Here is a 25,943-nt window from a genome sequence, read left to right as displayed (position 1 = left end):
TCGAGTAGTAGCCCGCGGGATCATACGTGCCGCCATCCTGTTGAGACGCCCATAGTGCAGGAAGCTTTACCTGGGCAAGTGGAGCGCTTTCTCCTAGCATCAATTCCGCTGAGCTTTCAGCGGCGGATTGTGGAGAGATCTTGGAAAACCGGCTGAAAGTATGGTGCGCCGGAATCGGCGATCAGGCGGCGCCGGGCACGACCACGGTGGTGGAAGGCGCACCCGGCACGGGGAAGACGGCGACCCTGGACGACCTCGCCGCGCGCTGGGAAACATCCGGCAGGCAGGTCGTGCGAGCGCGCGGAAGTGCATTGGAAAGCGATCTTCCGTTCGGGATCGTGGCCCAGCTGTTCGACCTGGTCGATTCAGATCTCGTGCCCGCGGAAGCGACGGGCGCGCTGCAGCTCACCGCGATGACGGCTGATTTCCCCGTGCTGCACGGCGTTTACCGGCTGGCCGCGGCACTGGCCGCACGTGGCGACCTGCTCGTCGTCGTGGACGACGCACACTGGGCCGATGCCGCGTCCCTTCGCTGGCTCGCCTATCTGGCGTTGAGGGTGCAGCGGTTGCGCATCGCCGTCGTGCTGGCCGTGGGCCTGGGCGAACGGTGTGACGACCCGTCGTTCGGCGAGATCATGGCTTCGTGCCGGCGGGTGACGCTGGACAACCTCACCTCCGCCGAGACGGACCGTCTCGTCTCGGCGGAACTGGGCGAGGCCGCGCCCGAGTTCACGGCCGCCTGCTTCGACGCGACCGGCGGCAACCCGCTGGCGGTGACCCGGCTCGTCAGGGCCCTGGCGGAGGACGGGGTCCCGCCGACCGCTGAGGCCGCCTGGCGGGTGGCCCGGCACGGCGCGGAGGTGTCCGGCGAGATCATGGCGGCCAGGCTGCGCCGCCGGTCCGCTCCCGTCGTGACCACGGCACACTGCCTGGCCGCGCTCGGGCCGTCCCCGCATCCCGGCGTGCTCGCCGAACTGACGCGGCTGAGCCCGGTGGAGCTCGCCGAGGCCGTGCACACCGTCGAACTGCTCGGCGTGGCCGGGCCCGCGGTGCTCAGCGACATGCCCGCTGCGGCACGGGCCGAGTTGCACCTGCGGGCCGCGCGCTCGTTGCGGACGCACGGCGCCTCGGACCGGGCGGTGGCCGACCACCTGCTGGAGACCGCGCCGGGCCTGGAACCGTGGGCGGGCGAGGTGCTCGACCGGGCCGCGCAGGAGGCGGTGAGCCACGGCGACACGCCCGGTGCCGCGCGGTTGCTGTGGCGGGCGTTGCGCGAACCGGTGGCGAACCCGTCGCGGGCGTTGCGGCTGCTGGGAATCGCCGAGCTGGTCGGCAACCTGCCCGACGCGACGGCCCGGTTGCGCGAAGCGCTGCAGTCCGATGTGGACGATGTCGAGTCCGCGATCGCGTTGTCCTACGCCCTGCACGCCGAAGGCAGTCCCGCCGAGATCCCGGCGGTCCTGTCGCGCGAATCCTCTTGCGCACAAGCACATCTGGCGGTGCACGGACTGGTGTGGCAGGAGGCCGTGCCGTCGGCCGTCTCGCTCGACACGCCCGCCGGGGTGCTGCACCGCGTGATGGTCGGGGACATCAGCGCCACCGAGGCCGTCCGGCTCGTCTCGCCCGACGGGGTGCTCGCCGCGCTGACGTCCGCGATGACGCTGAACCTGGCCGACTCGCTGGACGAGGCACTGGCCGTGCTGGACGAGGTCGACCGGGCGCAGGCACCGGCGTTGCGCGCGCTGACGAACGTGATGCGCGCGAACGTCCAGCGCCGCAAGGGAGATCTCGCCTCCGCCCGCGCCGACCTGCTGGTGGCGGCCGACCACCTGCGGCAGGACCGGCGCTGGCACGCCGTCTCCACCTGGCACGCCGCGTTGCTCGCCGACATCCTGCTCGAGGAGGGCCGTCTCGACGAGGCCGCCGCGGTGATCGCCGAGGCCTCGACGGACGAGGCGCGGCGCACGTGGTCGTTCGGCGGCGTGCTGACCGTGCGGGGCCGCGTGCTGACGGCGCGAGGCGACGATCACGATGCCCTGGAAGCGTTCCTGGCCGCCGGACGGCACTGCGCCGCCTGGCCGTACCGCAACCCGGCGGCGCTGTCGTGGCGCTCCGGAGCGGCCCTGGCCTGCGCGGCGATGGGCGACGGCGAACGGGCGCGCGACCTGGCCCAGGAAGAGGTGGCGCTCGCCCGCGTCTGGGGCGCGCCCAGGGCGTTGGGCATGGCGTTGCGCGCGGAGGGCCGCGTGACGGCGGGAACGGCCGGGCGGACGTTGCTGGAGGAGGCCGTACGGGTGCTCCGCGCCTCCCCCGCCCGCCTGGAGCTGGCACGCGCGTTGGTGGACCTCGGCGTCGTGGTGCGGCGCCAGGGCGACACCGCGTTCGCGCGGACGTGCCTGCGTGACGCCGTCGACCTGGCGCAGAAGTGCGGATCAGTCGCGATGGCCGCGCGGGCCTACTCCGAACTGGTGGCGACGAGCGCCGGACCTCGGCGGATGCGGCAGACCGGGCCGACCGCGCTCACCCCGACGGAGCACCAGGTGGCGGAGCTGGCGGCACGTGGCCGTTCGAACGACGAGATCGCATCCACGCTGCTCATGGCCCCGGCTGCGGTAGAAGGCGTGCTCTCGGGCATCTACCGGAAGCTGGGGGTATCCGGCCGTTTGCAGCTGGCCGATGCTCTGTTCGTGGACTAGTTCGGACCCATTCGGCCGATAGTCCTGATTGCGGCATTCGGCCTATCGTCCCTGCGCATGGCGAGCGAATTTCAGCGCAGCAAGGTCGTTCTGGTCTTCGGGGCCATGGACGCCACCGGTGACGGCTATCTGACCGAGGAGGACTTCCGGCTCCTCGCCACGCGCTGGGCCGACCTGGGCGGCAGCGACGAGAAGCTGCTGTCCCAGGTGATGCTGGGCTGGTGGACGATGCTTCGGTCGGCAGCGGGCGGCGCGGACAGGGTGACCCTGGACGACGTGCTGAACGTCGTCGACGTGCTGCCGGACAACATCGAGCCCGTTCTCGGAACGGCGGACGCGATGTTCGGTGCCGTGGACGCGGACGGCGACGACTACGTGTCCGAGGCCGAGTACCGGGTGATGGTCGAGGCCTGGCTCGGGCGCGAGGCCTCGACCGACTTCACGGTGCTGGACCTCGACGGGGACGGCAGGCTGTCGCGGGCCGAGTTCGCCACGCTGTGGGCGGAGTTCTGGGCGGGCGACGACGCGGACGCCGCCGGCTCCTACGTGTTCGGGCCCGTTCAGGCCGCGTGAACGAGGGTGAAGAACTCCTGACGTGACGCGGGATCCTTCCGCAGCACGCCTTTCAACGCCGACGTGATCGTGCGGGATCCGCTGACCCGCACACCCCGGTGCGCCATGCACATGTGCTCGGCCTCGATCACGACACCGACCCCCAAAGGCTGCAGCTGGTCCTGCAGCCAGTCGGCGACCTGCTTGGTGAGCCGTTCCTGCACCTGGAGGTCGCGCGCGAACATCTCCACGACGCGCGCGAGCTTCGACAGGCCCAGGATCCGTTCTCCCGGCAGGTATCCGACGTGCGCGACACCATGGAACGGCAGCATGTGGTGCTCGCACAACGACTGCACGGGAATGCTGCGCGCGAGCACGAGCTCGTCGTAGCCCTCGTCGTTGGGGAACGTCGTCATGGTGAACTCGCGCGGGGTCAGCATCTCCGCGTACGCCTCGGCGACGCGGCGCGGAGTGTCGGCGAGATGCACCGAGTACGGGTCCTTGCCCAGAGCCTTGAGCAGGTCCGTGACCGCCTGCTGCGCCGCTTCGAGGTCCATGCCGCCACGGTAGAGTCGCTGGCCGAATTTAGTCAACAGGAGTAGATTTTAGAGATGGCCGACCCCGTCGCCGCCGTAGCGGCCCTCGACGAACCGAACCGCCGCAGGCTCTACGACTTCGTGGCGCGGCAAACCTCCCCCATCAGCAAGGACGAGGCGGCGCAGGCCGTCGAACTGCCGCGCACGACGGCCGCGTTCCACCTCGACAAGCTGGTCGAGATGGGCCTTCTCACAGTGGTGCACCAGCGGCGAACCGGGCGCAGCGGGCCTGGGGCCGGTCGTCCGGCGAAGCTCTACCAGCGTTCCGAGGAGCAGATCGAGGTGTCGCTGCCCGATCGCCGGTACGAGGCCGCGAGTCATCTGCTCACGGACGCGTTGGTGGAAGCCGAGACCACGGGGGAACCGGCGCGCGAGGTCCTGAACCGGCGCGCCTACGAGTGGGGCGCGGACCTGGCGGCGCAGGCCCCGGGCGGCGTGACGGAAGCGTTGGCGGACTTCGGTTTCGAACCGCGCGAGGACGGCGGCTCGATCCTGCTGGGCAACTGCCCGTTCCACAGCCTGGCGCACCGGCACACGGAGCTCGTGTGCGGGATGAACCTGTGCATGGTCAGCGGTCTGCTGGACGGTATCGGGGCGAACGGCGTGTCCGCCCGCCTCGATCCGTCACCGGGTCACTGCTGCGTCCGGCTCGATCAGACGCCGTCCTCCAGGTCGCCCTCGGTCTCCAGGTAGGCCGCCCGCAGCGCGTCCAGAGTGGACTCCTCCGGGTGCTCCCACATCTTGCGCTCGGCCGCCTCCAGCAGACGCTCGGCGATGCCGTGCAACGCCCAGGGGTTCGACGTCTGCAGGAACTTCCGGGTCTCCGGATCGAGCACGTAGCTCTCGGTCAGCTTCTCGTACATCCAGTCCGCTACGACGCCGGTCGTGGCGTCGTAGCCGAACAGGTACTCGACCGTCGCCTGCAGCTCGAACGCGCCCTTGTACCCGTGGTTGCGCATCGCGCCGATCCAGCGCGGGTTCACCACGCGGGCCCGGAAGATCCGTGAGGTCTCCTCGGTCAGCGTGCGCGTGCGGACGGCCTCGGGGCGCGTGCTGTCACCGACGTACGCGGCGGGTGCCTTGCCCGTCAACGCCTTCACCATCGTGACCATGCCGCCGTGGTACTGGAAGTAGTCGTCCGAGTCGGCGATGTCGTGCTCGCGCGTGTCGATGTTCTTGGCCGCCACCGCGATCCGCCGGTACGCCGACTCCATGTCCGCCCGTGCCGCCACACCGTCGACCCCGCGCCCGTACGCGTAGCCGCCCCACACCGCGTAGACCTCGGCGATGTCGGACGAGTCGCGCCAGTTGCGGCTGTCGATCAACGGCAGCACGCCCGCGCCGTACGCGCCGGGCTTGGAACCGAAGACGCGCAACGTGGCCCGGCGCTGGTCGCCGTGCTCCTCCAGGTCCTTGAGCATGTGTGCCCGCACGAAGTTGTGCTCCGCGGGCTCGTCCAGCGCGGCCACCAGCTGCACGGCATCGTCCAACATGGACACGACGTGCGGGAAGGCGTCGCGGAAGAAGCCGGAGATCCGGATCGTGACGTCGACGCGCGGCCGGCCCAACTCCTCCAGCGGAATGACTTCGAGACCGGTGACACGGCGCGACTGGTCGTCCCACACCGGCCGGACGCCGAGCAGCGAGAACACCTCGGCGATGTCGTCGCCGGCGGTGCGCATCGCGGACGTGCCCCAGACCGAGAGGCCGACCGACGGCGGCCACTCACCGTCGTTCTCGGAGCGGTAGCGCTCCAGCAGCGAGTCGGCCATCGCCTGGCCGGTCTCCCACGCCAGGCGCGACGGGATGGCCTTCGGGTCGACCGAGTAGAAGTTGCGGCCGGTCGGCAGCACGTTCACCAGGCCGCGCAACGGAGAACCGGACGGGCCGGCCGGGATGTAGCCGCCGTCCAGCGCGTGCAGGACGTTCGTCATCTCGTCCGTGGTGCGCGCGAGCCGGGGCACGACCTCGACCGCCGCGAACTCCAGGATCTTCCGCACGTCCTCGGACTCGTGCAGACCCGCTGCGGCGGAACGATCCCAGCCCGCGTCCTCCATCGCCTGGACGAGTACGCGAGCCTGTTCCTCCACGGCGTCAACGTCTTCGCGGCCCGTGGTCGTGAGTCCCAGAGCCTCGCGCAGGCCGGGCAGCGCGGCGACCTGACCGCCCCACATCTGCCGTGCCTGCAGCATCGCGAGCACGAGGTTGACGCGGACCGAACCCGTCGGCGCTTCTCCGAGGATGTGCAGGCCGTCGCGGATCTGGACGTCCTTGACCTCGCACAGCCAGCCGTCGACGTGCAGGATGAACTCGTCGAACTCCGCGTCGTGGGGCCGGTCGTCGAGTCCCAGGTCGTGGTCGAGCTTCGCGGCCTTGATCAGCGTCCAGATCTGCGCGCGGATCGCCGGTACCTTGGCCGGGTCCATCGCGGAGATGTTCCCGTACTCGTCGAGCAACTGCTCCAGGCGCGCGATGTCGCCGTAGCTGTCGGCGCGGGCCATCGGCGGCACGAGGTGGTCGACCAGCGTGGCGTGCGCACGCCGCTTGGCCTGCGTGCCCTCGCCGGGGTCGTTGACGAGGAACGGGTAGATCAGCGGCAGGTCGCCGAGCGCCGCGTCCGTGCCGCAGGACGCCGACATGCCGACCGTCTTGCCCGGCAACCACTCCAGGTTGCCGTGCTTGCCGACGTGCACGACGGCGTCGGCGCCGAAGTTCGACTCGATCCACCGGTACGCCGCGAGGTAGTGGTGCGACGGCGGCAGGTCGGGGTCGTGGTAGATCGCGATCGGGTTCTCACCGAACCCGCGCGGCGGCTGGACGATCACCGCGACGTTGCCGGACCGCAGCGCGGCCAGCACGATCTCGCCGTCCTTCGACTTCGAGAAGTCGACGAACAACGAGCCCGGCGCCTCGCCCCAGTGCTCGCGCATTGACGCGCGGAACTCGTCGGGCAGCGTCTCGTGGAACTCGCGGTAGTCGGCCGCCGCGATGCGGATCGGGTTGCTCTCGAACTGCTCCTGCGTCAGCCAGTCGGCGTCCTGGCCACCGGCGGCGATCAGCGCGTGGATCAGCTTGTCGCCGTCGAGCTCCTGCACCCCCGGCAGCGCGTCGCCGATGTCGTAACCGTGCTCCTGCATGGCCTTCAGCAGCCGTACGGTCGACGCAGGTGTGTCGAGCCCGACCGCGTTGCCGATGCGGGAGTGCTTCGTCGGGTACGCCGACAGCATCACGACGACCTTGCGCTCCGCGACCGGGATGTGGCGCAGACGGCCGTGCCGGACCGCGATGCCCGCGACGCGCAGCGCCCGTTCCGGGTCGGCGACGTAGACGGTGAGGCCGTCGGAGTCGATCTCCTTGAAGGAGAACGGAACCGTGATGATCCGGCCGTCGAACTCGGGGATCGCGACCTGGGTCGCGGTGTCCAAAGGAGACAGTCCGTCGTCGTTGGAGTCCCACGACTCGCGGCTCGACGTGAGGCACAGGCCCTGCAGGATCGGCACGTCGAGCGCGGCCAGCGCACCGACGTCCCACGCGTCGTCGTCGCCACCGGCGGACGCCTTGGCGGGGTTCGTGCCGCCGGCCGCGAGCACCGTCACGACCAGCGCGTCGGCCTGGCGCAGCGTGTCGAGCAGCTCGGGTTCGGCGGTGCGCAGCGAGGAGCAGTAGACCGGCAGCGGCCTGCCGCCCTTGGCCTCGATCGCGTCGCACAGGGCGTGCACGAACGCCGTGTTCCCGGCCACGTGGTGTGCGCGGTAGTAGAGCACCGCGACCGTCGGACCGGTGCCCTCGGTCTCCCGCTCCAGCACACCCCACGAGGGGGTGGCGGCGGGGGCCTCGAAGCCGTGGCCGGTCAGCAGCACGGTGTCGGACAGGAACTTGTGCAGCTCGGTGAGGTTCGCCGGGCCGCCGTGCGCGAGGTAGAGGTGCGCCTCCGCGCAGACGCCACCGGGCACCGTCGACAGCTCCATCAGCGCCGCGTCGGGCTGTTGCTCACCACCGAGCACGACGACGGGCAGCCCGCCGGCCAGCAGCCAGTCGAGGCCTTCCTCCCACATCCGGCGGCCGCCGAGAATGCGCACGAGGACGAGCTCGACGCCGTCGACCAGCGCGGGCAGGTCGTCGACGGTGAGGCGGGCGGGGTTGCCGAGCCGGTATTCGGCACCGCTCGCACGCGCCGACAGCAGGTCGGTGTCGGAGGTCGACAGCAGCAGGATCACGCAGGCTCCATCCCTCGTGGGGTCCTCGCCCCAAAGTGCGGGTGACTGGCGAAGCGGAGTTCCTGACTCCCAGCGGTGTTCGCTGGTCACAGTGGCGGGACCGCGCCGGATTCACACCGGCTTCCTCCTGCGCTTCGTCGTTCGGGCTCACCCTAACCGGCGGGTTACAGTCCGACCTATGCGTAGTCACCCGGACGCCTGCCCCGGCGCCGTCGAGCTGCATGCCGCGGCCGACGGCGGGCTGGCGCGCATCCGGGTGCCGGGCGGCACTCTTTCCGCTGCTCAGTGGGATGTCGTCCGTCTTGCCGCCGCCGAACTGGGCAACGGCTCGATCGAGCTGACCTCGCGCGCGAACCTCCAGATCAGAGGGCTCGCGGACGGCGCGGAGCTGGGCGAGCGCCTGCGTGCGGCGGGCCTGCTGCCCTCCTGGTCGCACGAACGCATCCGCAACATCATCGCGGCGCCCCTGGACGACAACCAGGACCTGGTCGACGCGCTGGACGCGGCCCTGTGCGCGAACCCCGGACTGGCCTCGCTACCAGGGCGTTTCCTGGTCACGGTCGGCGCCGCGGTGAGCGGCCTGGGCGGCGACCTCGGCCTCGCCGGGGACGTGCTGCTGCTCGCCGGTACCGATACAGGTATCCGCGTGTCCGACCCCGTCGACGCCGTCGTGACCGCCGCCCGCCTGTTCCAGTCGATGCGCGGACCCGCCTGGCGCCTGTCCGAAGTGGACGACGGTGTGCGAAAGATCACCGCGCACTTCGGCGTCTCGTCCGGCGCCGCGTTCACCCCGGTTGTGACGCCTGTCGCACCTTCACCTTTGACGCCAGGTGTTCCGCTGGGCCGCTTGGACGCCTCACAACTTCCCGGCGTCGCGCTCCGCCTGACCCCGTGGCGCAGCCTGGTCGTGCCCGCCGGCACCGACGTCACCGGCCTGATCACCGACCCCGACTCCCCCTGGCACGGCGTCAGCGCCTGCACCGGCCGCCCCGGCTGCGCGAAGTCGCTCTCCGACGTACGGGCCGATGTGCAGGCTTGGGTCGATGCACCCGCACAGACCGATGCGCCCGCACGGACCGATGCGTCGCACCACACACACGCGCCAGGCCGGGTACCCCCAATTTCTATTCTAGGGAGCAGGTCCGACAGGCCCGGCGCGGTGCACTGGTCGGGCTGTGCCCGCCGGTGCGGTCGTCCCGCAGGCGTTGTGATCGAGTTCGTCGCGACCGGCGACGGCTACGAGGAGATCCGTTGACGCAGTACATCAGGGACGGGGCGGAGATCTACCGCCAGTCCTTCGCCACCATCCGCGCGGAGTCGGACCTCACCAGGTTCCCCGGCGACGTCGCGAAAGTCGTCGTCCGCATGATCCACGCGTGCGGCATGACCGACCTGCCGGAGGACGTCGCGTTCTCCCCGAACGTAGTGCGCGACGCCCGCGCGGCCTTGCGGGCGGGTGCCCCGATCCTGTGCGACGCCAACATGGTCGCGTCCGGCGTGACCCGCCGCCGCCTGCCGAAGGACAACGAAGTCCTGTGCTACCTGCAGGATCCGCGCACACCGGAGCTGGCGAAAGCCATCGGTAACACCCGCAGCGCCGCTGCCCTGGAACTCCTCGCGGACCGGTTCGACGGCGCGGTGATCGCGATCGGCAACGCCCCCACCGCGTTGTTCCACCTCCTCGACCTGATCGCCGCCGGAGCACCGCGGCCCGCCGCGATCCTCGGCATCCCGGTCGGGTTCATCGGGGCGGCGGAGTCCAAGGAAGCTTTGGCCGCAACGGATCTGGAGCACCTCGTGGTGCGCGGCCGGCGCGGCGGCAGTGCCATGACGGCGGCGGCCATCAACGCGATTGCGAGCGAAGAAGAATGACGGGCAAGCTCTACGGCGTCGGCCTGGGTCCCGGCGACCCGGAACTCGTGACGGTCAAGGCCGCACGACTCATCAGCGAGGCCGGCGTGGTGGCGTTCCACAGCGCCCGGCACGGCAAGTCGGTCGCCAGGACGATCGCGGCGCCGTACCTGCGCGACGGCCAGATCATGGAACAGCTCGTCTACCCGGTCACGACCGAGGACACGGACGACTACCAGGGCGAGATCGACGCCTTCTACGAGGAGGCCGCCGGCAAGCTGGCCGCGCACCTCGACGCCGGACGTGACGTCGTCGTGCTGGCAGCGGGAGACCCGTTCTTCTACGGCTCCTACATGCACATGCACAAGCGCCTCGCCGACCGCTACGAGTGGGAGGTCGTCCCCGGCGTCACGTCGGTGAGCGGCGCGTCAGCCGTCCTCGGCACTCCGCTGGTGGAACGCGACGAGGTGCTCACGATCCTGCCCGGCACGCTGCCGCCCGCCGAGCTCGCGGCCCGCCTCGCCGACACCGACAGCGCAGCGATCCTCAAGCTGGGCCGCACTTTCGGCAACGTCCGCGAGGCACTGGAGGCGGCTGGGCGGCTCGACGGCGCCTGGTACGTCGAGCGCGCCACGACCGGCCGCCAGAAGATGTCGCCGCTGGCCGACGTCGACCCCGAATCCGTCCCGTACTTCTCGCTGGCCCTGTTGCCAAGCCAGTCCCGGCCCGCCAAGCCGAAGGGCGAGGTCGTCGTCGTCGGCCTCGGTCCCGGAGCCCGCGCGTGGCTCACCCCGGAGGCCCGTCAGGAACTCGAGGCCGCCGACGAGCTGGTCGGTTACAGCACCTACCTCGACCGCGTTCCGGAACGTCCTGGCCAGAAGCGGCACTCCTCGCACAACCAGGTCGAGTCCGAACGCGCGGCCTTCGCCCTGGACCTGGCGCGGAAGGGCTCGCGGGTCGCCGTCGTGTCGTCGGGCGATCCGGGCGTCTTCGCGATGGCCACCGCCGTGCTGGAGGTCGCCGCGGAGTCCCCGGACGTGCCGGTCCGCGTCATCCCCGGCGTCACGGCGGCGAACGCCGTGGCGGCCAAGGCGGGCGCGCCGCTCGGCCACGACTACGCGGTGATCTCCCTGAGCGACAGGCTCAAGCCGTGGGACGTCATCGCCGAACGGCTCGAAGCCACCGCCAAGGCCGACCTGGTGATCGCGATCTACAACCCGGCGTCCAAGGCCCGCACGCACCAGGTGGCGGACATGCGCGACCTGCTGCTGAAGCACCGCGCCCCGGACACCCCGATCGTCGTCGGACGCGACGTCGGCGGTCCGGAGGAGGAGATCCGTGTCCTCACGCTCGGCGCCCTCGACCCGGCCACGATCGACATGCGCTGCCTGCTGATCATCGGCTCGTCGCAGACGATCGTGACGTCCCAGGGCGTCGTCTTCACGCCCCGGCGGTACCCAACCAGCTGACGGCGGCATCCACGTCGGCCACCGTCTCCGCGGGTGGGAGCGGTGGCCGGCGCACGATCACGACCGGCACACTGAGTCGACGCGCGGCTTCAAGTTTGGCCGACGTCATCGAGCCGCCGCTGTCCTTGGTGACGAGCACGTCGATCTCGCGTGACCGCATCAGCTCCAGCTCACCGTCCACAGTGAACGGACCGCGCGACAGCAGCACCTCGATCCGGTGCGGCATCGGCGGTTCCGGAGGTTCGACCATCCGTGCCAGGAACCACTGCGGGCACTCGGCGAACTCCGCGAGGTCCTGCCGCCCGGTAGTCAGGAACACCCTGGAGCCAGGCAGGTCCCGCGCGGCGTCGGCCACGCTGTCCACCCACCGCCATCCGGGCTGCGGCGTGAACCCGGGCCGTCGCAGGATCAGAAACGGCACGCCGACCCGCGAACAGGCCTCGAAGGCGTTCGCGGTGATCTGCCGAGCGAAGGGGTGGGTCGCGTCGACCACGGCGTGGACGTCGTTGTCCCGCAACCACTGCGTGAGCCCGTCGACACCGCCGAACCCGCCGATCCGCACCTCACCGACGGGAAGGGCGGGATTGCTCACCCGGCCGGCCAGCGAAGAAACGGCGGGCACGCGGGAGGCCAGCGCTCGCGCTTCCCCCGTGCCGCCGAGGATCAGGATCATCGAACCCGAGTGGCCGAGTACAGGTGGCTGTCCGGAAACTGCGTGGCCCCGAGCGTCTGCCCGACGATGATCACCGCGGTCCGCTTGATCCCGGCGGCCTCGACCTGCGCGGCGATGTCGTCCAGCGTCCCCCGCAACACGACCTCGTCCTCACGTGACGCGTAGGCGACGACCGCGACCGGGCAGTCCAGCCCGTAGTTCGGCACCAGCTCCGCGACCACGTCCGAGATCCGTTGCACGGCGAGGTGCAGCACGAGAGTCGCGTGACTGCGACCCAGCGTGTCCAGGTCCTCACCCTCGGGCATCGGTGTGGCGCGCTGCGAGGTCCGCGTCAGGATGACCGTCTGCCCGACCCCCGGCACGGTCAGCTCGCGCTGCAACGATGCCGCGGCGGCCGCGAAAGCAGGCACGCCGGGAGTCACGTCGTAGGTGATGCCCAGCGCGTCCAACCGGCGCATCTGCTCGGCCATCGCGCTGAACACCGAAGGGTCCCCGGAATGCAGCCGGGCCACGTCCAGCCCCTGCTCCGAGGCGGCGACCAGTTCGGCGACGATCTCGTCCAGCGTCAGCAGCGCCGTGTCGATCTTGCGCGCGCCCGCGGGGCAGAAGTCCAGCAGCTCGACCGGCACCAGTGCACCCGCGTACAGGCACACCGGCGACGACTCGATCAGCGAACGCCCCCGCACCGTGATCAGGTCGGCCGCTCCGGGCCCGGCCCCGATGAAGTGCACGGTCACTTCGTCACGCTCCACGTCGTCACGGGCATGTGCGGCCGCCACCCGGTGAACTTGCCGACCGAGGAGCCGCGGTTCACCGAGATCCGCACCAGGTCACCGCCGAGCCTCGCATACCACTGCGCGACCACAGCCTCGGACTCCAGCGTCACCGCGTTGACCACCAAACGACCGCCTGCCGCCAAAGCGTCCCAGCAGGCCTGCAGCACGCCGGGCACCGTCACGCCGCCGCCGATGAAGATCGCGTCGGGCTTCTCCAGCCCCTCCAACGCGTCCGGCGCCCGTCCGATGTGGACCTCCACGCCGGGCACGCCCAGAGACGCAGCGTTACCGGCGATTCGCTCTGCGCGTTCGACCGACTGCTCGACGGCGATCGCCCGGCACGTCGGATGCGTTCGCGCCCACTCGATCGCGATCGAACCCGACCCCGCCCCGACATCCCACAGCAGCTGCCCGGGCAGCGGCGCCAATCTCGACAGCGAAATAGCCCGCACCTCTCGCTTCGTCAGCTGGCCATCGGATTCGTACACGTCATCAGGCAGTCCGGGAACCCGCGAGAGAGCGCTCCCGCCCGACTCGATCGCGATCACACACAGCGGGTCCGCGTCCTGCCCGGACCAAGGGTAAACCCGCTCGGCGGGCCCACCTAGCTGTTCGAGGACCGTGATGTCTCCGGCCAGTGCCGCAACGGTTGCCGGGTCCCCGCCGAGCACGAGCACGCGCTGTCCCGGCGTCAACACGGGGCGTAGCAGGTCGGCGGATCGTGCCACCAGCGACACGACCTCGACCTCGTTCAACGCCCAGCCGAGGCGGGCGCAGGCGAGCGACACGGAGGACGGGTGCGGGAGCACCGTCACCCGGTCGCCCAGCAGCCGCACCAGCGTCGTGCCGATGCCGTGGAACATGGGGTCACCGGACGCCAGCACGCACACGTCGCGGTACTTCTCGAACAGCTCGGGCAACGCCGGTACCAGCGGCGACGGCCACGCGACCCGCTCGAACTCCCCCGGCACCAGGTCGAGTTGCCGGCGCGAGCCCATCAGCACACGTGAGCGGGAAACCGCCTGCTGAGCGGCGGAAGAAAGCCCGTCCCACCCGTCGGCACCGATGCCGACGACCACGACGTCAGACGGTGCCGGTGACACGCCGCACCTGGATCTCGATCACGACCCGCTCCGGGTTGACCCGCGGCTGCTTGTAACGCAACGCGTACCGCCGCTCGGCCTCCCGCACGGATTCCACGTCGTCGCGCACGACGACCGGACCCTCCAACGTGGACCAGCGCCGACCGTCCACCTGGCACACAGCGGCATACCCGGCCTTGCGGACGTGCTTGACCTTCCACGACGCGCCGGACGTGATGATCCGCGCGATGCCGGTCCCGGCGTCGAGCGTGACGCCGACAGGCACCACGTGCGGAGTTCCGTCGGGACGGACGGTGGACAACGTGCACAGGTGCCGTTCAGCCCAGAACTCGGCGAACTCGGCACCCCGGTCGATCGACATGGCACGCATCATAGGTGGCGGCAGCGATGCGGCCCGTCACCTGGAGGAGGTGACGGGCCGCACTTCAGAGCAGTACTACTACGGGTAGTTGACGACGTTCACCGGCACGGTGCCAGGTGGCGTCACCGCCCCCACGTTGTTGATCACGTGGGTGATCGTGCCCTGGTAGTTGAGCGACACGGTCAGCAGGTTGTGCATCCTCACACCGGGCCGGTTGGGCACCTCGAACGCGTTCTCGGCCCGCACGGACGGGTTGACGTTGAAGAAGCAGTAGCTGCCGAGCCCCCACGCCTCGTGCGTGGTGACGTTGTCGCCGACCTTGTAGGCCGCGTATCCGGCCTGCCCGTTCGGCCTGTTCCAGATCGCCTGGTTCGGCACGTCGTACGGCATCTCGTTCTGGTAGAAGATGGTCCGCCCGCGCTCGCCGTTCCAGATGGTCTGGTACTTCTGGTAGTGCTCGACGAACAGGCCGGTGGCCAGCACGTCGTTGCCGTTCACCACCAGGCCGGTGTCACCGATCGCCTCGTCCCAGCCCCAGGTGCCGGCGTTGCCGTGGTCGGCGCGCCAGATCCAGCTGTGGTCGATGATCGTGTTGTTGCTGTTGACCACGAGACTGTTGGTCGCCTTGCCCGCGATCGCCCCGCCGACGCGGAAGAACACGTCCTGCAGGGTGGTCGGGTTGGACGCGTGCGACGCCGACGAACCCGCCGGGCCGACGGTCAGCAGCGAGTTCGACAGGGTCGTGCCCGCGTCGAACAGGATGCCCTTGATCCGCACGCCGTCGACGTCCGCGACCTGCATCGCGGTGACGCCGTTCTGCGGCACGATCGTCGCGTAGCCGATGCCCAGCACGACGGTGTTGGGCCGCGTGATGTTGATCGTCTGGTTGACGTTGTAGATGCCGGGCGTGAAGAACAGGTTGCAGCCCTGGCCCAGCGCCGCGTTGATCGTCGCGGCGGTGTCGCCGGACTTCACGACGTAGAACTGGCTCATCGGCAACGAGGTGCCGGGCGTGCCGCCGTTGATCCACGACGCACCGGAAGCGTTGGTGCGCAGCGAAGGCAGGAACACCCTGTACTGGTTGCCGTCGAGGTAGAGGTAGGGCACGTCGCGCGAGATCGGCGTCGTCGCGAGGTTCGTCGACGGCGGGTTCGGGAACGTGGTCGCGGGTGCGCCCGGCGTTCCGGAGAACACCATGTTCCACACGCCGCCGTTCCAGCTGCCGTAGTTGGAATCGCGCGTGTACCACTGCTGCTGCGAGACCGACGCCGTCTGGCCGGACACGCGGGTGTCGGCCGTGTAGCCACCGGACGCGAACCCGTACGAAGCCGGGTACAGCGCCAGGTTGCCGCGGACGTCCATGCGCCGGAACGGCGCCGCCTGCGCGACGGCCCAGCGGTTGGTGCCGCTGCTGGGGTTGACCGCCATGTTCTCGGCGGAGCGCCAGAAGTTCTGCAGCGCCACGCCCTTGTCGGACTCGTTGAACGCGTCCACGGTGATGTCGCCATTGATCAGCACGTCACCGGGGTTGCGGCCGAGGCCGGAGACGGACGTGTAGTAGCCGACGTCGTCGTGGATGCCGTTGTAGGTACCCGGCTTGAACAGGTGCGCGACCCGGCGGGGCGCCATCTGCGCGGTGATCGTGTCCTTCTGGTTGTTGAAGTCCGTGTCGAGCTGCGCCTGGATGCTCGTGGCGGACATGCCCGGGTCGAAGATGCGCGTGTTCGGCCCGAAGTTCGGGTTGTCGGACTGCACACACCCTTGCTGCGTACCGATCGTGTACGTCGCGCTGGCCACAGCCGAGTTCGCGAGACCGGACTTGATCCCGATCGCACTGATCGTCCTGTTGCTGGGCACGGAGATCGGCCCGCTGTAGACCGGCGAACTCGCCGTGGGCGTCGACCCGTCCACTGTGTACCGGATCGTCGATCCGGAGGTCGCCGTCGAGATCGTCACCGTCTGCGCGGACGCGTAGGCACCACCCGGCGGACTGAACGTCGGCGTCGCGACCGGCGTGCCGATCACGTACGACGCGCTGCCGACAGACGAGTTCGCCTGCCCCGACCTGATACCGATCGCGTTGATGGTCCTGTTGCCAGGCACCGAGATCGGGCCACTGTAGACCGGCGAACTGCTGGTCGGCGTCGACCCGTCGATCGTGTAGCGGATCGTCGCACCCGAGGTGGCCGTGGAGATCGTCACCGTCTGGGCCGTCGAGTACGTACCGCCAGGTGGGCTGAACGTAGGCGTCGCGACCGGTTGCGGCGCGCTGTTGTGCGTGTAGCTGAAGTGCGGAGTGTCGTACTGCGGCCCGGACTTCTCGTAGGTGAACCAATAATCGATCACCGTGCCGGCCGACAGCGACCCGACGGTCTTCTGCCAGGTCCCGGCGTTGTTGGTCATCCGGAAGTTCTGCTGACCTTGGCCGGAGATCAGGTAGTGCACGTCGACGTAGACAGCAGGGGTCGTCGGCGTGAAGTTGATCCGGGCTTGAGTCGCGTCGATCGCGGTCACGTTCTGCGTGTAGTCGTCGGCCGCGTAGGCGGCCTCGACCGTCGCCAATGACGACAGGGCAATCGCTACGGCGGCCAGTCCGCGCCGCCATCTCATCCTTGAGAGCGCTCTCACACCTGGAACGGTAAAGGTGAGATGACGAGGAGGGAAGGGGAAAGTTTCAGGAAAGGTACCCGGCTCCAGCGAGACCCGAACGGAGCACGCTTATCGTTTTCACCCGAACGAGCAGATGCTTGGATTGAATACAAGCCATAACGTCGGCCTATGACTCCCTCCACCGCGTACAGCAGGGACCTGGGTGACGAGCTCCGCAGCCTGCGCGAGACCTGCACGGGCCTGAGCGGCAACAAGCTTGCCGTGAAGCTGGGCTGGGACCCGAGCAAGATCTCGACCATCGAGCACGGCAAGGCACGCGCCAGCGAAGTCGACCTCATCCAGTTCCTGTCCATGTGCGGCAAGGACATCGACTTCCTGAACGACTTCAAACGGCGCTACGAGCGGGCCTTCGACGAGTACTTCGTTCAGATGCCCGGCAATCTGCGGACCGTCGGCATGGCCGAGTCGACGGCGAGGCGCCTCACCAACTACGACACGATGATCGTGCCGGGCATGTTCCAGATCCCGGAATACGCAGAGGCTGTGTACCACGCGCACGGAACCGTCTCGGAGGAGCGAATTCCTGAACTCGTGCAGTGCCGAACCGACCGTCAAGCGTTGCTGCGGCGACACGACCGGCCGGATTGCGTGTTCTTCATCCATGAGCTAGCGCTGCAGCAGCCGATGGGCGACGACGAGGTCATGCAGGCCCAGTACAGGCGGCTGCACTCCAAGGCACACCTGATCCGGCTCGTGCCCGCGGACATCCCCGTGCTGTCGGCCGGCTTCATACTGTGGGAGTACGAGAAGGCGAACCCGGTCGCATACAGCGAGTCGGAGTTCGCGCGCGTGTTCGTCCAGGACCTCGGCGCGATCGCCAGGGCGCGACAGCACTTCAAGCAACTGGCCAGGGTCGCCCTGGACCATGAGCAGACGCGCCACCGGCTGACGCAGTACCTCACCGAACCGATCGGAGTGGGATGAGTCCGACTCCTCTCGGCTAGACGCGCCGGGACTCGAAGAACGCGAGCGGCGGCGTGCTCGCGTTCTCGTCCCCCGCCTGGCAGGACCTGCTCAGGTCCCTCGGTTCTCGTTGAGGTAGTTGTAGATCGTGTACCGGGTGACCTCCAGGACACCCGCCAGGTGGTCGACCGAGTCGCGGATGAGGAAGAACCCGGCCTCGTCCAGCACTCGGACGACCTGCGACTTGTGCACCTTCTTCATCAGCTCGACCGGCACGCCCACGTCGGCGATCGCCTTCTCCACGAGCACGCGCTGCAGCGTGTCCACGTCCTGTGGAAACGACTCCACCGGACCGGAAGCCTCGTGCGCGGCAAGCTTGTTGACGCACAAGCAACCCACGGCGACACCCGCCGCGTCGCGCACGAATGTCGTCGACGACCAGATCGCCCGCCCGTCCGGCGCATACGTCTCGTAGCCGGGCATGTCGGTGGTCGTGCCGCGCCTCACCAGGCCCAGCAACAGGTCCGTCATCGGGCCGCCCACCTGACGGCCGGTGAGTGAACCGGCGATCGCGATGATCGAGTTCGGCAGCCTGGTCAGGTCGTGCACGACGACCTCGGTGTCCTGGCCCAGTGCGGAGGCGAGGCTGTCGATGGTCGGTACCAGCGCCGACAGTGCGGCCGGGATCGGCGAGGAAGCTGTGCCGGACAACGACTTCAGGGCTGCGCGCAGGCGTTCCAACGTCCCCCGCGACGTGGTGGCGTGCGGTGACAGGCGGACGTGCTCCGGGCGGACCGTGGCGGTGATCCCGAAGGCGTTCAACGCTTCTCCGACGACCGAGGCGGCCTCGGGCATGGTGAACGCCAGGATGCCGGCCCGGCGTTCGCGCGCGGAGACGATCTTGCCGCCGCTCGACAGCACGATCTCCTCTACCTCGGCGACGATCTCGCCCACCGCCGAGTCCAGCGCGGCGACTCCGGCCAGCTCCACCAGTTCCAGCGCCTCCGCGAAGGCGCCCGACACGACCGGCGAGAGGTTGGTGATGCTCCAGGAGGCGGCGTCCGGGGCGGCGTCGTGGACCGAGTCGTCGAACAGGCCGGCGTCCACCGCACCCGTCCAGCCCGACAGCACCGGCGAAAGGCGTTCCAGGGCGCGGTCCGACAGGACGACGAAACCGGTGCTCCACCCGGCGCGCAACCACTTCTGGCCGCCGACCACGAGAACGTCGGCGAGTTCCCACGGTTCGTCGACCACGCCGAAGCCCTGGATGCCGTCCACGACCAGCAGGCGGTCGCCGACGACCTCGCGCAACGCCGCCAGGTCCGCGCGGTAGCCGGTGCGGAAGTCCACAGCGGACACCGACAGGGCCGATACGTCACCGGTCAGGTGGGTTGCCACAGCCGCTGGGTGCACCGGGCCGTCCAAGAGAACAGAAGGGAGGCCCGCCCGCACCCACGGGTAGGTGTTGGACGGGAACTCCGCCGCCGAGTACATGACCGAGCCCGACAGCCCGAAGGCCGCCTGGAACAGGCCGATCGAGGTGTTCGGCACCAAAGCCACATGGTCGGTGTCCGAACGGCAGAGCCGCGCGACGGCGGCCTTCACCCGTTGTTCCTCGCGCATCAGGGTGTCCACAGTGGATGGACCGGCGAGCGAGGCCTGTTCCATCAACCGCGCGGTGGCCGTGACCACCGGCAGGGAAGGCGGGCCGAAGCGGGCGAAGTCGAGATACCCCTCCGGTTCGCGGAACTGGGCGAGGTACGAGGCGTCGATCAAGTCAGAGCACCTTTGCGAGGAACTGTTGCGTGCGCGGCTGCTGCGGATTGTCCAGCACGTCGGACGGTGTGCCGGACTCCACCACCGCGCCGTCGACGAGGAACACCACGCGGTCGGCGACCGAGCGGGCGAAGCCGATCTCGTGGGTGACCACGATCATCGTCATGCCGTCGCGGGCCAGCGAGGTCATCACGTCGAGCACCTCGCCGACCAGCTCCGGGTCCAACGCGGACGTGGGCTCGTCGAACAGCATCAGCTTGGGCTTCATCGCCAGAGCGCGCGCGATCGCAACACGCTGCTGCTGACCACCGGAGAGCTGCCCGGGGTAGGCCGACGCCTTCTCGGTGAGCCCCACTCGTTCCAGCAACGTCAGCGCCTCCGCGCGCACCTCGGCCCGGCCGCGCCCGAGGACCTGGACCGGGCCCTCCATGATGTTCTCCAGCGCCGTGCGGTGCGGGAACAGGTTGAACCGCTGGAACACCATGCCGACGTCGCGCCGCTGGTGGGCGGCGTCGCGTTCGCGCAGTTCGTACAGCTTGCCGCCCGCGGCACGGAAGCCGACGGGCACGCCGTCGACCCAGATGCTGCCGGCGTCGATGGTCTCCAGGTGGTTCACGCAGCGCAGGAACGTCGACTTGCCGGCACCGGACGGACCGAGCAGGCACACGACCTCGCCGCGCTCGACCTCCATGTCGATGCCCTTGAGGACCTCGGTGTGGCCGAACGACTTGCGGACCCCAATCGCCTCAACGAGGGCCATAAGCACGCTCCAGGTAGTGCTGCCCGATCGACGCGACGGACACCATCACGAGGTACCAGGCCGCGGCGGCGAACAGGGTTTCCATGATCTCCAGGTTGCGCGACGAGATGTTGTTCGCGGCGTGGATGAGCTCCAGGAAGGCGATCACCGACGCCATCGAGGTGCCCTTGATCATGTTGATGAAGTTGTTGCCCGTCGGCGGGATGATCACACGCATCGCCTGCGGCAGCACGACTCGGCGCAGCGTCGTCAACGGCGTCATGCCGATCGACTTGGCCGCCTCGGTCTGCCCCTCGTCGACACTGCTCAGACCGGCGCGGACGATCTCGGCCATGTAGGCGCTCTCGTTCAGACCGAGTCCCAGCAGCGCCGCGACGAACGCGGTCATGACCACGTTGGTGGGCACCGAGAACAGCATCGGGATGCTGATCTCCTGGAACACCAGCGCGAGGTTGAACCAGATCAGGATCTGCAGCAGCACCGGCAGGCCGCGGAACAGCCAGATGTAGCCGACCGCGAACCACCGCGCGACGGGGTTCGCCGACAGCCTCATCAGCGCGACGACCACGCCGAGGACGATCGCGCCGCCCTGCGCGGCGACGGCGAGCACGATGGTGTTGAGCAGGCCTTCGAGCATCACGGGGTGCGTGAAGAACCCCGGCACGTGCTCCCACTGGATCTGGGCCTCGGACATCGACCAGCCCAGACCCGCGATGACCAGCAGGATCACCGCGCCGCTGAACCACCGCCAGGGGTGGCGCAGCGGCACGACGACCAGTTCCTCGCGGACGTCGTTCACGGCGGTGTCACTTGCCATTGATGGTGGCCTTCGTGATCGCACCCTGCTTGATGTCCCAGGTGGTAACGATCTTGTCGTAGGTGCCGTCGTCGATCAGCGACTGCAGCGCGCCCTTGATCGCCTCGGACAGCTTGGCGTTCTTCTTCGCGACGCCGATGCCGTACGGGCCGCCGTTGATCGGCGCGAGCGGCACGACCTCGAAGTACTTGCCGTCACCGGCGGTCTTCGCGACGTAGACGGCGGTCGGCAGGTCGTTGAGGATCGCGGCGACGCGGCCGGTGCGCAGCTGGTTCTGGTTGCCGGTGTCGCTGTCGGTGACGCTGAGCGTGACCTCCGGCTTGCCCGCGGCCAGGCACTTCTGGCTCTGCTCCTTGCCGAACTGCTCCTGCGAGCTGCCCAGGTTCACCGCGATGCCCTTGCCGCACAGGTCGTCGACCGACTTGACGCCCTGCGGGTTGCCCTTCTGCACCATGATCGTGATGCCGGAGGTGAAGTAGTCGACGAAGTCGATCTTCTGCTGGCGCTCGGCGGTGTCGTTCATCGCGGCCATCGTCACGTCGACGCGCCCGGTCTCGAGGCTCGTGATCAGCGAGCTGAAGGCCATGTCGCTGTGCTCGGCCTTGAGCCCCAGCTTGGCGGCGATCGCCTTGATCAGGTCGACCTCGGACCCCATCGGGGTCTTGCCGTCCTGGTCGTAGAAGTTGTTCGGCGGGTTCTGGATGTTCGACCCGACCTTCAACGTGCCGGCCGAGGCGATCTCGGGCGGCAGCAGCGCGGCGAGCGCGTCGTCCTTCTTGACCGAGGACAGGTCGGACGACGGCGGAGTGGACGTCTGAGTGGACTCAGGCGTGGACCCGCAGGCAGCGAGCCCCAGTACGAGCAACGAGGTCACGAGCAGGCGCGGCTTCATGGCGGGGACCGTACAACGTCGAGTTGAAGACGTCCACAAAAAGTTGAAATCCAGCGTGACCGGGGGCACGCGGGGAATTCCATCGGGGTCTGCTCCGTTGGGCGGGGTGACCCCAGCGAACGAGGAGGACCAACATGGCGACGGTCGAGCTGACCAAGGAGAACTTCGACGAGGTGGTCGGTGACTCCGACGGCTCCGGCATCGTCCTGGTCGACTTCTGGGCCGAGTGGTGCGGTCCGTGCCGCGCGTTCGGACCGACCTACGAGGCCGCGTCGGACAAGAACGAGGACATCGTGTTCGGCAAGGTCGACACGGAGGCGCAGCAGGAGCTCGCGGCCACGTTCGGCATCCGGTCGATCCCGACGTTGATGATCGTGCGCGAAGGTGTGGTGCTGTTCTCGCAGCCGGGCGCGCTGCCCGCCCCCGCGCTGAACGACCTGATCCAGCAGGCGCGCGAGGTGAACATGGAAGAGGTCCACGCGAAGGTCGCGGAGGCCCAGGCACAGCAGAGCTGATTGGTCCACCACACCTGTGGGTACCTGACGTGCATGAACACCGACACGTCGACCGCACAGCTGGTGCACCAGCTGTCCGAGCAGGTGAGCAGGCTCGCGCGCGATGAGATCCGTCTCGCCGTCGCGGAGCTGAAGGACAAGGGCAAGCACGCCGGTGTCGGCGCCGGGATGTTCGGCGCGGCCGGCGTGTTCGCGTGGTGGGGCGGGCTCAGCGTCGTCGCGGGCCTGATCCTGCTGCTGGCACTCGTAGTACCGCCGTGGGCGGCCGCGTTGATCGTCGCGGCCGCCCTTCTGCTGTTCGCGGGCATCTTCGCGCTCGTGGGCAAGGGCCAGGTCAAGCAGGCCACTCCGCCGGTACCGAGGCAGGCGATGGACAACGTCCAGCGGGACGTCGCGACGATCAAGGAGAGTGCGCACCGATGACCGAACCCAAGGACCAGCTGCAGCGCGATGTCGAACGCACGCGGCGTGAGCTGGGCGAGACGGTGGAAGCGTTGGCGCACAAGACAGACGTGCCCGGGCGCGTGAAGGAGCAGGCGCACGAGACGGCCGGGCGGGTCAGGGAACAGGCACACGAGACGGCCGCGAAGATGACCGCCGCGACCGACCAGGCGATCGGCTCGCTGCCCGAGCCCGTCGCCGAGCAGGTCGAGAAGGCGCGCCGGCATCCCGGTGCCCTCGCGGCCGCGCTGATCGCACTGATCGTCGCGATCTGGGCGATCTCGAGGAGGAACCGATGAAGCTCCTGTACCGCCCGCTGGGAATGCTGTTCGGTGCGCTCGGAGGCTTCCTCGCGACCGCGATCTTCGGTCAGATCTGGAAGCTCGTGGCGGGCGACAAGGAAGCGCCCAGCGCCACCATGCGCAACCGCGCCTGGACCGAGGTACTGATGGCCGCGGCCATCCAGGGCGCCATCTTCGGCCTGGTCAAGGCCGCCATCGACCGCGGTGGCGCCAAGGGCTTCCAGAAGCTCACCGGTGAATGGCCCGGCGACGAGGAAGACTGACAGAGCCGATCCGGACGCCCGGCCCGTACGCGGGCCGGGCATCGGCGTCCGTACCTGCGAACGTTTGAATCCTCAACTACTCTGACCCCATGCCACAGCCAGAGGGTGAAGAGCTCGCCGCCATCCGCGCCAAGCGCGACGAGCTGCGCGAGCAGTACGTGAAGCCACTCGCCGAGCGAGGCGGGTCGCCGACGCGCGGAGTTCACCACATCGCGTTGATCTGCAAGGACGTCGAGGAGACCATCCGGTTCTACCAGGAGTTCCTCGGCTTCCCGCTGGTCGAGCTCGTGGAGAACCGCGACTACAACGGCTCCAGCCACTTCTTCTTCGACCTCGGCGCGAAGAACCTGCTGGGGTTCTTCGACTTCCCGGGCCACGACCACCCGGCGTTCTCCGAGACGATCGGTGCCGTTCAGCACCTGGCCCTCTCGACCTCCCCCGAGCGGTTCGACGAGATTCGGTCCAAGCTGGACGAGGCCGGGATGGAGTACCTGGGCCCCGACCGCGGCGTCGAGGACAGCCTGTACATCCGCGACCCCAACGGTGTAGGGATTGAGTTCTACCGGGAAGAACTCGGCGAGTTCGAAGGCACGACACTGATCAACTAGGACGGAGTCGCAGTGGCGCAAGAGGTCAAGGGCATCGTCGCCCGGGGCAAGGGACAACCGGTCGAGCTGACCTCGGTGCTGGTCCCCGATCCCGGTCCCGGCGAGGCAGTGGTGAAGATCCAGGCGTGCGGTGTCTGCCACACCGACCTGCACTACCGCGAGGGCGGCATCAACGACGACTTCCCGTTCCTGCTGGGTCACGAGGCCGCGGGTGTCGTGGAGTCGGTCGGTTCCGGCGTCACGGACCTGGAGCCCGGCGACTTCGTCGTGCTGAACTGGCGCGCGGTCTGCGGCACGTGCCGCGCGTGCCGCCGAGGCAAGCCCTGGTACTGCTTCTCGACGTTCAACGCGTCGCAGCCGATGACTTTGGTGGACGGCACCAAGCTCTCGCCCGCGCTGGGCATCGGCGCGTTCGCAGAGAAGACGCTCGTCCACTCCGGACAGTGCACGAAGGTCGACCCGTCCGCCCGTGCCGCGGCCGTGGGTCTGCTGGGCTGCGGTGTCATGGCCGGCGTCGGTGCCGCGATGAACACCGGTGGCGTCGGCCGCGGCGACTCGGTGGCCGTGATCGGCTGCGGCGGTGTCGGTGACGGCGCCATCGCGGGCGCCCGCCTCGCCGGTGCCGCGAAGATCATCGCCGTCGACACGGACCCGCGGAAGCTGGAGTGGGCCAAGGGTTTCGGCGCCACGCACACCATCAACGCCCGCGAGGTCGACGACGTCGTCACGGCGATCCAGGACCTGACGGACTCGTTCGGCGCGGACGTCGTGATCGACGCGGTCGGCCGCCCGGAGACGTGGAAGCAGGCGTTCTACGCCCGCGACCTCGCCGGAACCGTTGTCCTGGTGGGTGTTCCGACGCCGGACATGCGGCTCGACATGCCGCTGATCGACTTCTTCTCGCGCGGCGGCTCGCTCAAGTCCTCGTGGTACGGCGACTGCCTGCCGACGCGCGACTTCCCGATGCTCGTGGACCTGTACCAGCAGGGCCGCTTCGACCTGGACGCGTTCGTCAGCGAGGAGATCCCGCTGGACGGCGTCGAGGGCGCGTTCGAGAAGATGCACCACGGCGAAGTGCTGCGATCGGTGGTGGTGTTCTGATGCCGCTGCGCGTAGACCACACGGTCACCTCCGGCACCTTCTCGCTGGACGGCGAGACCTTCGACGTCGACAACAACGTCTGGGTCGTCGGCGACTCCTCGGAGTGCGTCGTCATCGACGCGCCGCACGACGTGGACGCGATCCTGAAGGCCGTCGACGGCCGTCGTGTCGTGGCGATCCTCCTGACCCACGCGCACGACGACCACGTCCGCGTAGCACCGGACCTGGCCCACGCGACGGGCGCGCCGATGGCGTTGCACCAGGCCGACCACGTGGTGTGGAACCTGACGCACACCGGCGTGATCCCGCACCAGTCGCTGGAAGACGGCCAGGTGCTCACCGTCGCCGGCGAGGAGATCCACGTGCTGCACACGCCAGGGCACTCCCCTGGCGCCGTGTGCTTCTACGTGCCGTCACTGGGCGCGGTGTTCACCGGCGACACGCTGTTCCAGGGCGGGCCGGGTGCGACGGGCCGGTCGTTCTCGGACCGGCCGACGATCGAGGCATCGATCCGGGCGAAACTGCTGACGCTGCCTGGGGACACGGTGGTGCACACGGGCCACGGCGCCGACACCACGATCGCCGCCGAGGTGTTCTAGGA

The 25,943-nt window shown here is 69.1% G+C and carries 26 protein-coding genes and 1 riboswitch; of the genes, 15 read left to right on the top strand and 11 right to left on the bottom strand.

What is annotated here, in order from left to right; all coding sequences use genetic code 11:
* The first annotated feature begins 140 nt into the window (after positions 1–140).
* On the top strand, positions 141–2,696 hold the full coding sequence (locus tag IG04_RS0110665) for an AAA family ATPase (RefSeq protein WP_030476421.1): 2,556 nt from the start codon (positions 141–143) through the stop codon (positions 2,694–2,696).
* Positions 2,697–2,753: 57 nt separating this feature from the next.
* Complete coding sequence (locus IG04_RS0110660) at positions 2,754–3,269, top strand: EF-hand domain-containing protein (protein ID WP_030476420.1); 516 nt, start codon at positions 2,754–2,756, stop codon at positions 3,267–3,269.
* Here the strand turns inward: IG04_RS0110660 and folE are convergent.
* Complete coding sequence (gene folE / locus IG04_RS0110655) at positions 3,257–3,805, bottom strand: GTP cyclohydrolase I FolE (protein WP_051769518.1); 549 nt, start codon at positions 3,803–3,805, stop codon at positions 3,257–3,259. The genes IG04_RS0110660 and folE overlap by 13 nt on opposite strands.
* Positions 3,806–3,859: 54 nt before the next feature.
* On the opposite strand from folE, the gene IG04_RS0110650 reads away from it, so the two are divergent.
* The gene (locus IG04_RS0110650) at positions 3,860–4,537 is read left to right on the top strand and encodes a helix-turn-helix transcriptional regulator (protein ID WP_030476418.1); all 678 of its coding nucleotides are present in this window, start codon (positions 3,860–3,862) and stop codon (positions 4,535–4,537) included.
* On the opposite strand, the gene cobN is transcribed toward IG04_RS0110650, so the two are convergent.
* Positions 4,498–8,061, bottom strand: a complete 3,564-nt coding sequence (gene cobN / locus IG04_RS0110645) for a cobaltochelatase subunit CobN (protein WP_030476417.1) — start codon at positions 8,059–8,061, stop codon at positions 4,498–4,500. The genes IG04_RS0110650 and cobN overlap by 40 nt on opposite strands.
* A 35-nt stretch (positions 8,062–8,096) precedes the next feature.
* Positions 8,097–8,231: riboswitch (cobalamin riboswitch) on the bottom strand.
* 8 nt (positions 8,232–8,239) lie between these two features.
* Between cobN and IG04_RS0110640 the strand changes: the two genes are divergently transcribed.
* Genes IG04_RS0110640 through IG04_RS0110630 form a run of 3 tightly spaced genes read left to right on the top strand, consistent with a single transcriptional unit; the run spans position 8,240 to position 11,381 of the window.
* Positions 8,240–9,316: a hypothetical protein gene (locus tag IG04_RS0110640; protein ID WP_030476416.1), complete on the top strand. Its 1,077-nt coding sequence runs from the start codon at positions 8,240–8,242 to the stop codon at positions 9,314–9,316.
* On the top strand, positions 9,313–9,933 hold the full coding sequence (locus IG04_RS0110635) for a precorrin-8X methylmutase (protein WP_030476415.1): 621 nt from the start codon (positions 9,313–9,315) through the stop codon (positions 9,931–9,933). Before IG04_RS0110640 ends, IG04_RS0110635 begins: the two co-directional genes overlap by 4 nt.
* A complete protein-coding gene (locus IG04_RS0110630) occupies positions 9,930–11,381 on the top strand; it encodes a precorrin-2 C(20)-methyltransferase (protein ID WP_030476414.1) in 1,452 nt (483 codons plus the stop codon). Before IG04_RS0110635 ends, IG04_RS0110630 begins: the two co-directional genes overlap by 4 nt.
* On the opposite strand, the gene IG04_RS0110625 is transcribed toward IG04_RS0110630, so the two are convergent.
* The 5 genes from IG04_RS0110625 to IG04_RS0110605 form a co-directional block, all read right to left on the bottom strand.
* Entirely contained in the window at positions 11,353–12,054 is a 702-nt protein-coding gene (locus IG04_RS0110625) for a cobalt-precorrin-6A reductase (RefSeq protein ID WP_030476413.1), read from the bottom strand. The genes IG04_RS0110630 and IG04_RS0110625 overlap by 29 nt on opposite strands.
* The gene (cobM, locus tag IG04_RS0110620) at positions 12,051–12,791 is read right to left on the bottom strand and encodes a precorrin-4 C(11)-methyltransferase (protein WP_030476412.1); all 741 of its coding nucleotides are present in this window, start codon (positions 12,789–12,791) and stop codon (positions 12,051–12,053) included. Before cobM ends, IG04_RS0110625 begins: the two co-directional genes overlap by 4 nt.
* Positions 12,788–13,933 carry a bifunctional cobalt-precorrin-7 (C(5))-methyltransferase/cobalt-precorrin-6B (C(15))-methyltransferase gene (locus tag IG04_RS0110615; RefSeq protein ID WP_030476411.1) on the bottom strand — a complete coding sequence of 382 codons (1,146 nt, stop codon included), beginning with the start codon at positions 13,931–13,933 and terminating at the stop codon, positions 12,788–12,790. The genes cobM and IG04_RS0110615 overlap by 4 nt, the downstream gene beginning before the upstream one ends.
* Positions 13,914–14,303 (bottom strand): TIGR03618 family F420-dependent PPOX class oxidoreductase, encoded by a 390-nt coding sequence (locus IG04_RS0110610; protein WP_144065523.1) that lies wholly within the window; start codon positions 14,301–14,303, stop codon positions 13,914–13,916. The genes IG04_RS0110615 and IG04_RS0110610 overlap by 20 nt, the downstream gene beginning before the upstream one ends.
* 69 nt (positions 14,304–14,372) lie before the next feature.
* Positions 14,373–16,856: a chitobiase/beta-hexosaminidase C-terminal domain-containing protein gene (locus IG04_RS0110605; RefSeq protein ID WP_159460492.1), complete on the bottom strand. Its 2,484-nt coding sequence runs from the start codon at positions 16,854–16,856 to the stop codon at positions 14,373–14,375.
* Positions 16,857–17,072: 216 nt separating this feature from the next.
* On the opposite strand from IG04_RS0110605, the gene IG04_RS0110600 reads away from it, so the two are divergent.
* Complete coding sequence (locus tag IG04_RS0110600) at positions 17,073–17,888, top strand: helix-turn-helix domain-containing protein (protein ID WP_030476408.1); 816 nt, start codon at positions 17,073–17,075, stop codon at positions 17,886–17,888.
* Positions 17,889–17,941: 53 nt separating this feature from the next.
* Complete coding sequence (locus tag IG04_RS48890; protein WP_084401885.1) at positions 17,942–18,001, top strand: hypothetical protein; 60 nt, start codon at positions 17,942–17,944, stop codon at positions 17,999–18,001.
* Here the strand turns inward: IG04_RS48890 and IG04_RS0110595 are convergent.
* The 4 genes from IG04_RS0110595 to IG04_RS0110580 are packed head-to-tail and all read right to left on the bottom strand — an operon-like array spanning position 17,979 to position 22,112.
* Positions 17,979–19,643 carry an aminotransferase class V-fold PLP-dependent enzyme gene (locus IG04_RS0110595; protein WP_030476407.1) on the bottom strand — a complete coding sequence of 555 codons (1,665 nt, stop codon included), beginning with the start codon at positions 19,641–19,643 and terminating at the stop codon, positions 17,979–17,981. The genes IG04_RS48890 and IG04_RS0110595 overlap by 23 nt on opposite strands.
* Before the next feature lies 1 nt (position 19,644).
* A complete protein-coding gene (locus IG04_RS0110590) occupies positions 19,645–20,403 on the bottom strand; it encodes an amino acid ABC transporter ATP-binding protein (protein WP_030476406.1) in 759 nt (252 codons plus the stop codon).
* Positions 20,390–21,220: an amino acid ABC transporter permease gene (locus IG04_RS0110585; RefSeq protein ID WP_030476405.1), complete on the bottom strand. Its 831-nt coding sequence runs from the start codon at positions 21,218–21,220 to the stop codon at positions 20,390–20,392. Before IG04_RS0110585 ends, IG04_RS0110590 begins: the two co-directional genes overlap by 14 nt.
* Positions 21,210–22,112, bottom strand: a complete 903-nt coding sequence (locus IG04_RS0110580) for an ABC transporter substrate-binding protein (RefSeq protein WP_030476404.1) — start codon at positions 22,110–22,112, stop codon at positions 21,210–21,212. Before IG04_RS0110580 ends, IG04_RS0110585 begins: the two co-directional genes overlap by 11 nt.
* A 134-nt stretch (positions 22,113–22,246) precedes the next feature.
* Between IG04_RS0110580 and trxA the strand changes: the two genes are divergently transcribed.
* From trxA to IG04_RS0110545, 7 genes are all read left to right on the top strand, one after another.
* Positions 22,247–22,627 (top strand): thioredoxin, encoded by a 381-nt coding sequence (trxA, locus tag IG04_RS0110575; RefSeq protein WP_030476403.1) that lies wholly within the window; start codon positions 22,247–22,249, stop codon positions 22,625–22,627.
* 33 nt (positions 22,628–22,660) lie between these two features.
* Positions 22,661–23,050 carry a phage holin family protein gene (locus tag IG04_RS0110570; protein ID WP_030476402.1) on the top strand — a complete coding sequence of 130 codons (390 nt, stop codon included), beginning with the start codon at positions 22,661–22,663 and terminating at the stop codon, positions 23,048–23,050.
* Positions 23,047–23,367 (top strand): DUF3618 domain-containing protein, encoded by a 321-nt coding sequence (locus IG04_RS42475; protein WP_036014264.1) that lies wholly within the window; start codon positions 23,047–23,049, stop codon positions 23,365–23,367. The genes IG04_RS0110570 and IG04_RS42475 overlap by 4 nt, the downstream gene beginning before the upstream one ends.
* The gene (locus tag IG04_RS0110560; protein WP_030476400.1) at positions 23,364–23,633 is read left to right on the top strand and encodes a DUF4235 domain-containing protein; all 270 of its coding nucleotides are present in this window, start codon (positions 23,364–23,366) and stop codon (positions 23,631–23,633) included. The genes IG04_RS42475 and IG04_RS0110560 overlap by 4 nt, the downstream gene beginning before the upstream one ends.
* Before the next feature lie 89 nt (positions 23,634–23,722).
* Positions 23,723–24,241, top strand: a complete 519-nt coding sequence (locus tag IG04_RS0110555) for a VOC family protein (protein ID WP_030476399.1) — start codon at positions 23,723–23,725, stop codon at positions 24,239–24,241.
* Between the two features lie 12 nt (positions 24,242–24,253).
* A complete protein-coding gene (locus IG04_RS0110550) occupies positions 24,254–25,342 on the top strand; it encodes an S-(hydroxymethyl)mycothiol dehydrogenase (protein WP_030476398.1) in 1,089 nt (362 codons plus the stop codon).
* The gene (locus IG04_RS0110545) at positions 25,342–25,941 is read left to right on the top strand and encodes an MBL fold metallo-hydrolase (protein WP_030476397.1); all 600 of its coding nucleotides are present in this window, start codon (positions 25,342–25,344) and stop codon (positions 25,939–25,941) included. The genes IG04_RS0110550 and IG04_RS0110545 overlap by 1 nt, the downstream gene beginning before the upstream one ends.
* The last annotated feature ends 2 nt before the right edge of the window (positions 25,942–25,943 follow it).

The organism is Lentzea albidocapillata, assembly GCF_000719115.1.
In the GTDB taxonomy this organism is placed as follows: Bacteria; Actinomycetota; Actinomycetes; order Mycobacteriales; family Pseudonocardiaceae; genus Lentzea; species Lentzea albidocapillata.
The sequence above is the reverse complement of the archived record's forward strand: the minus strand, read 5'-3'. Positions and strand labels throughout refer to the sequence as shown.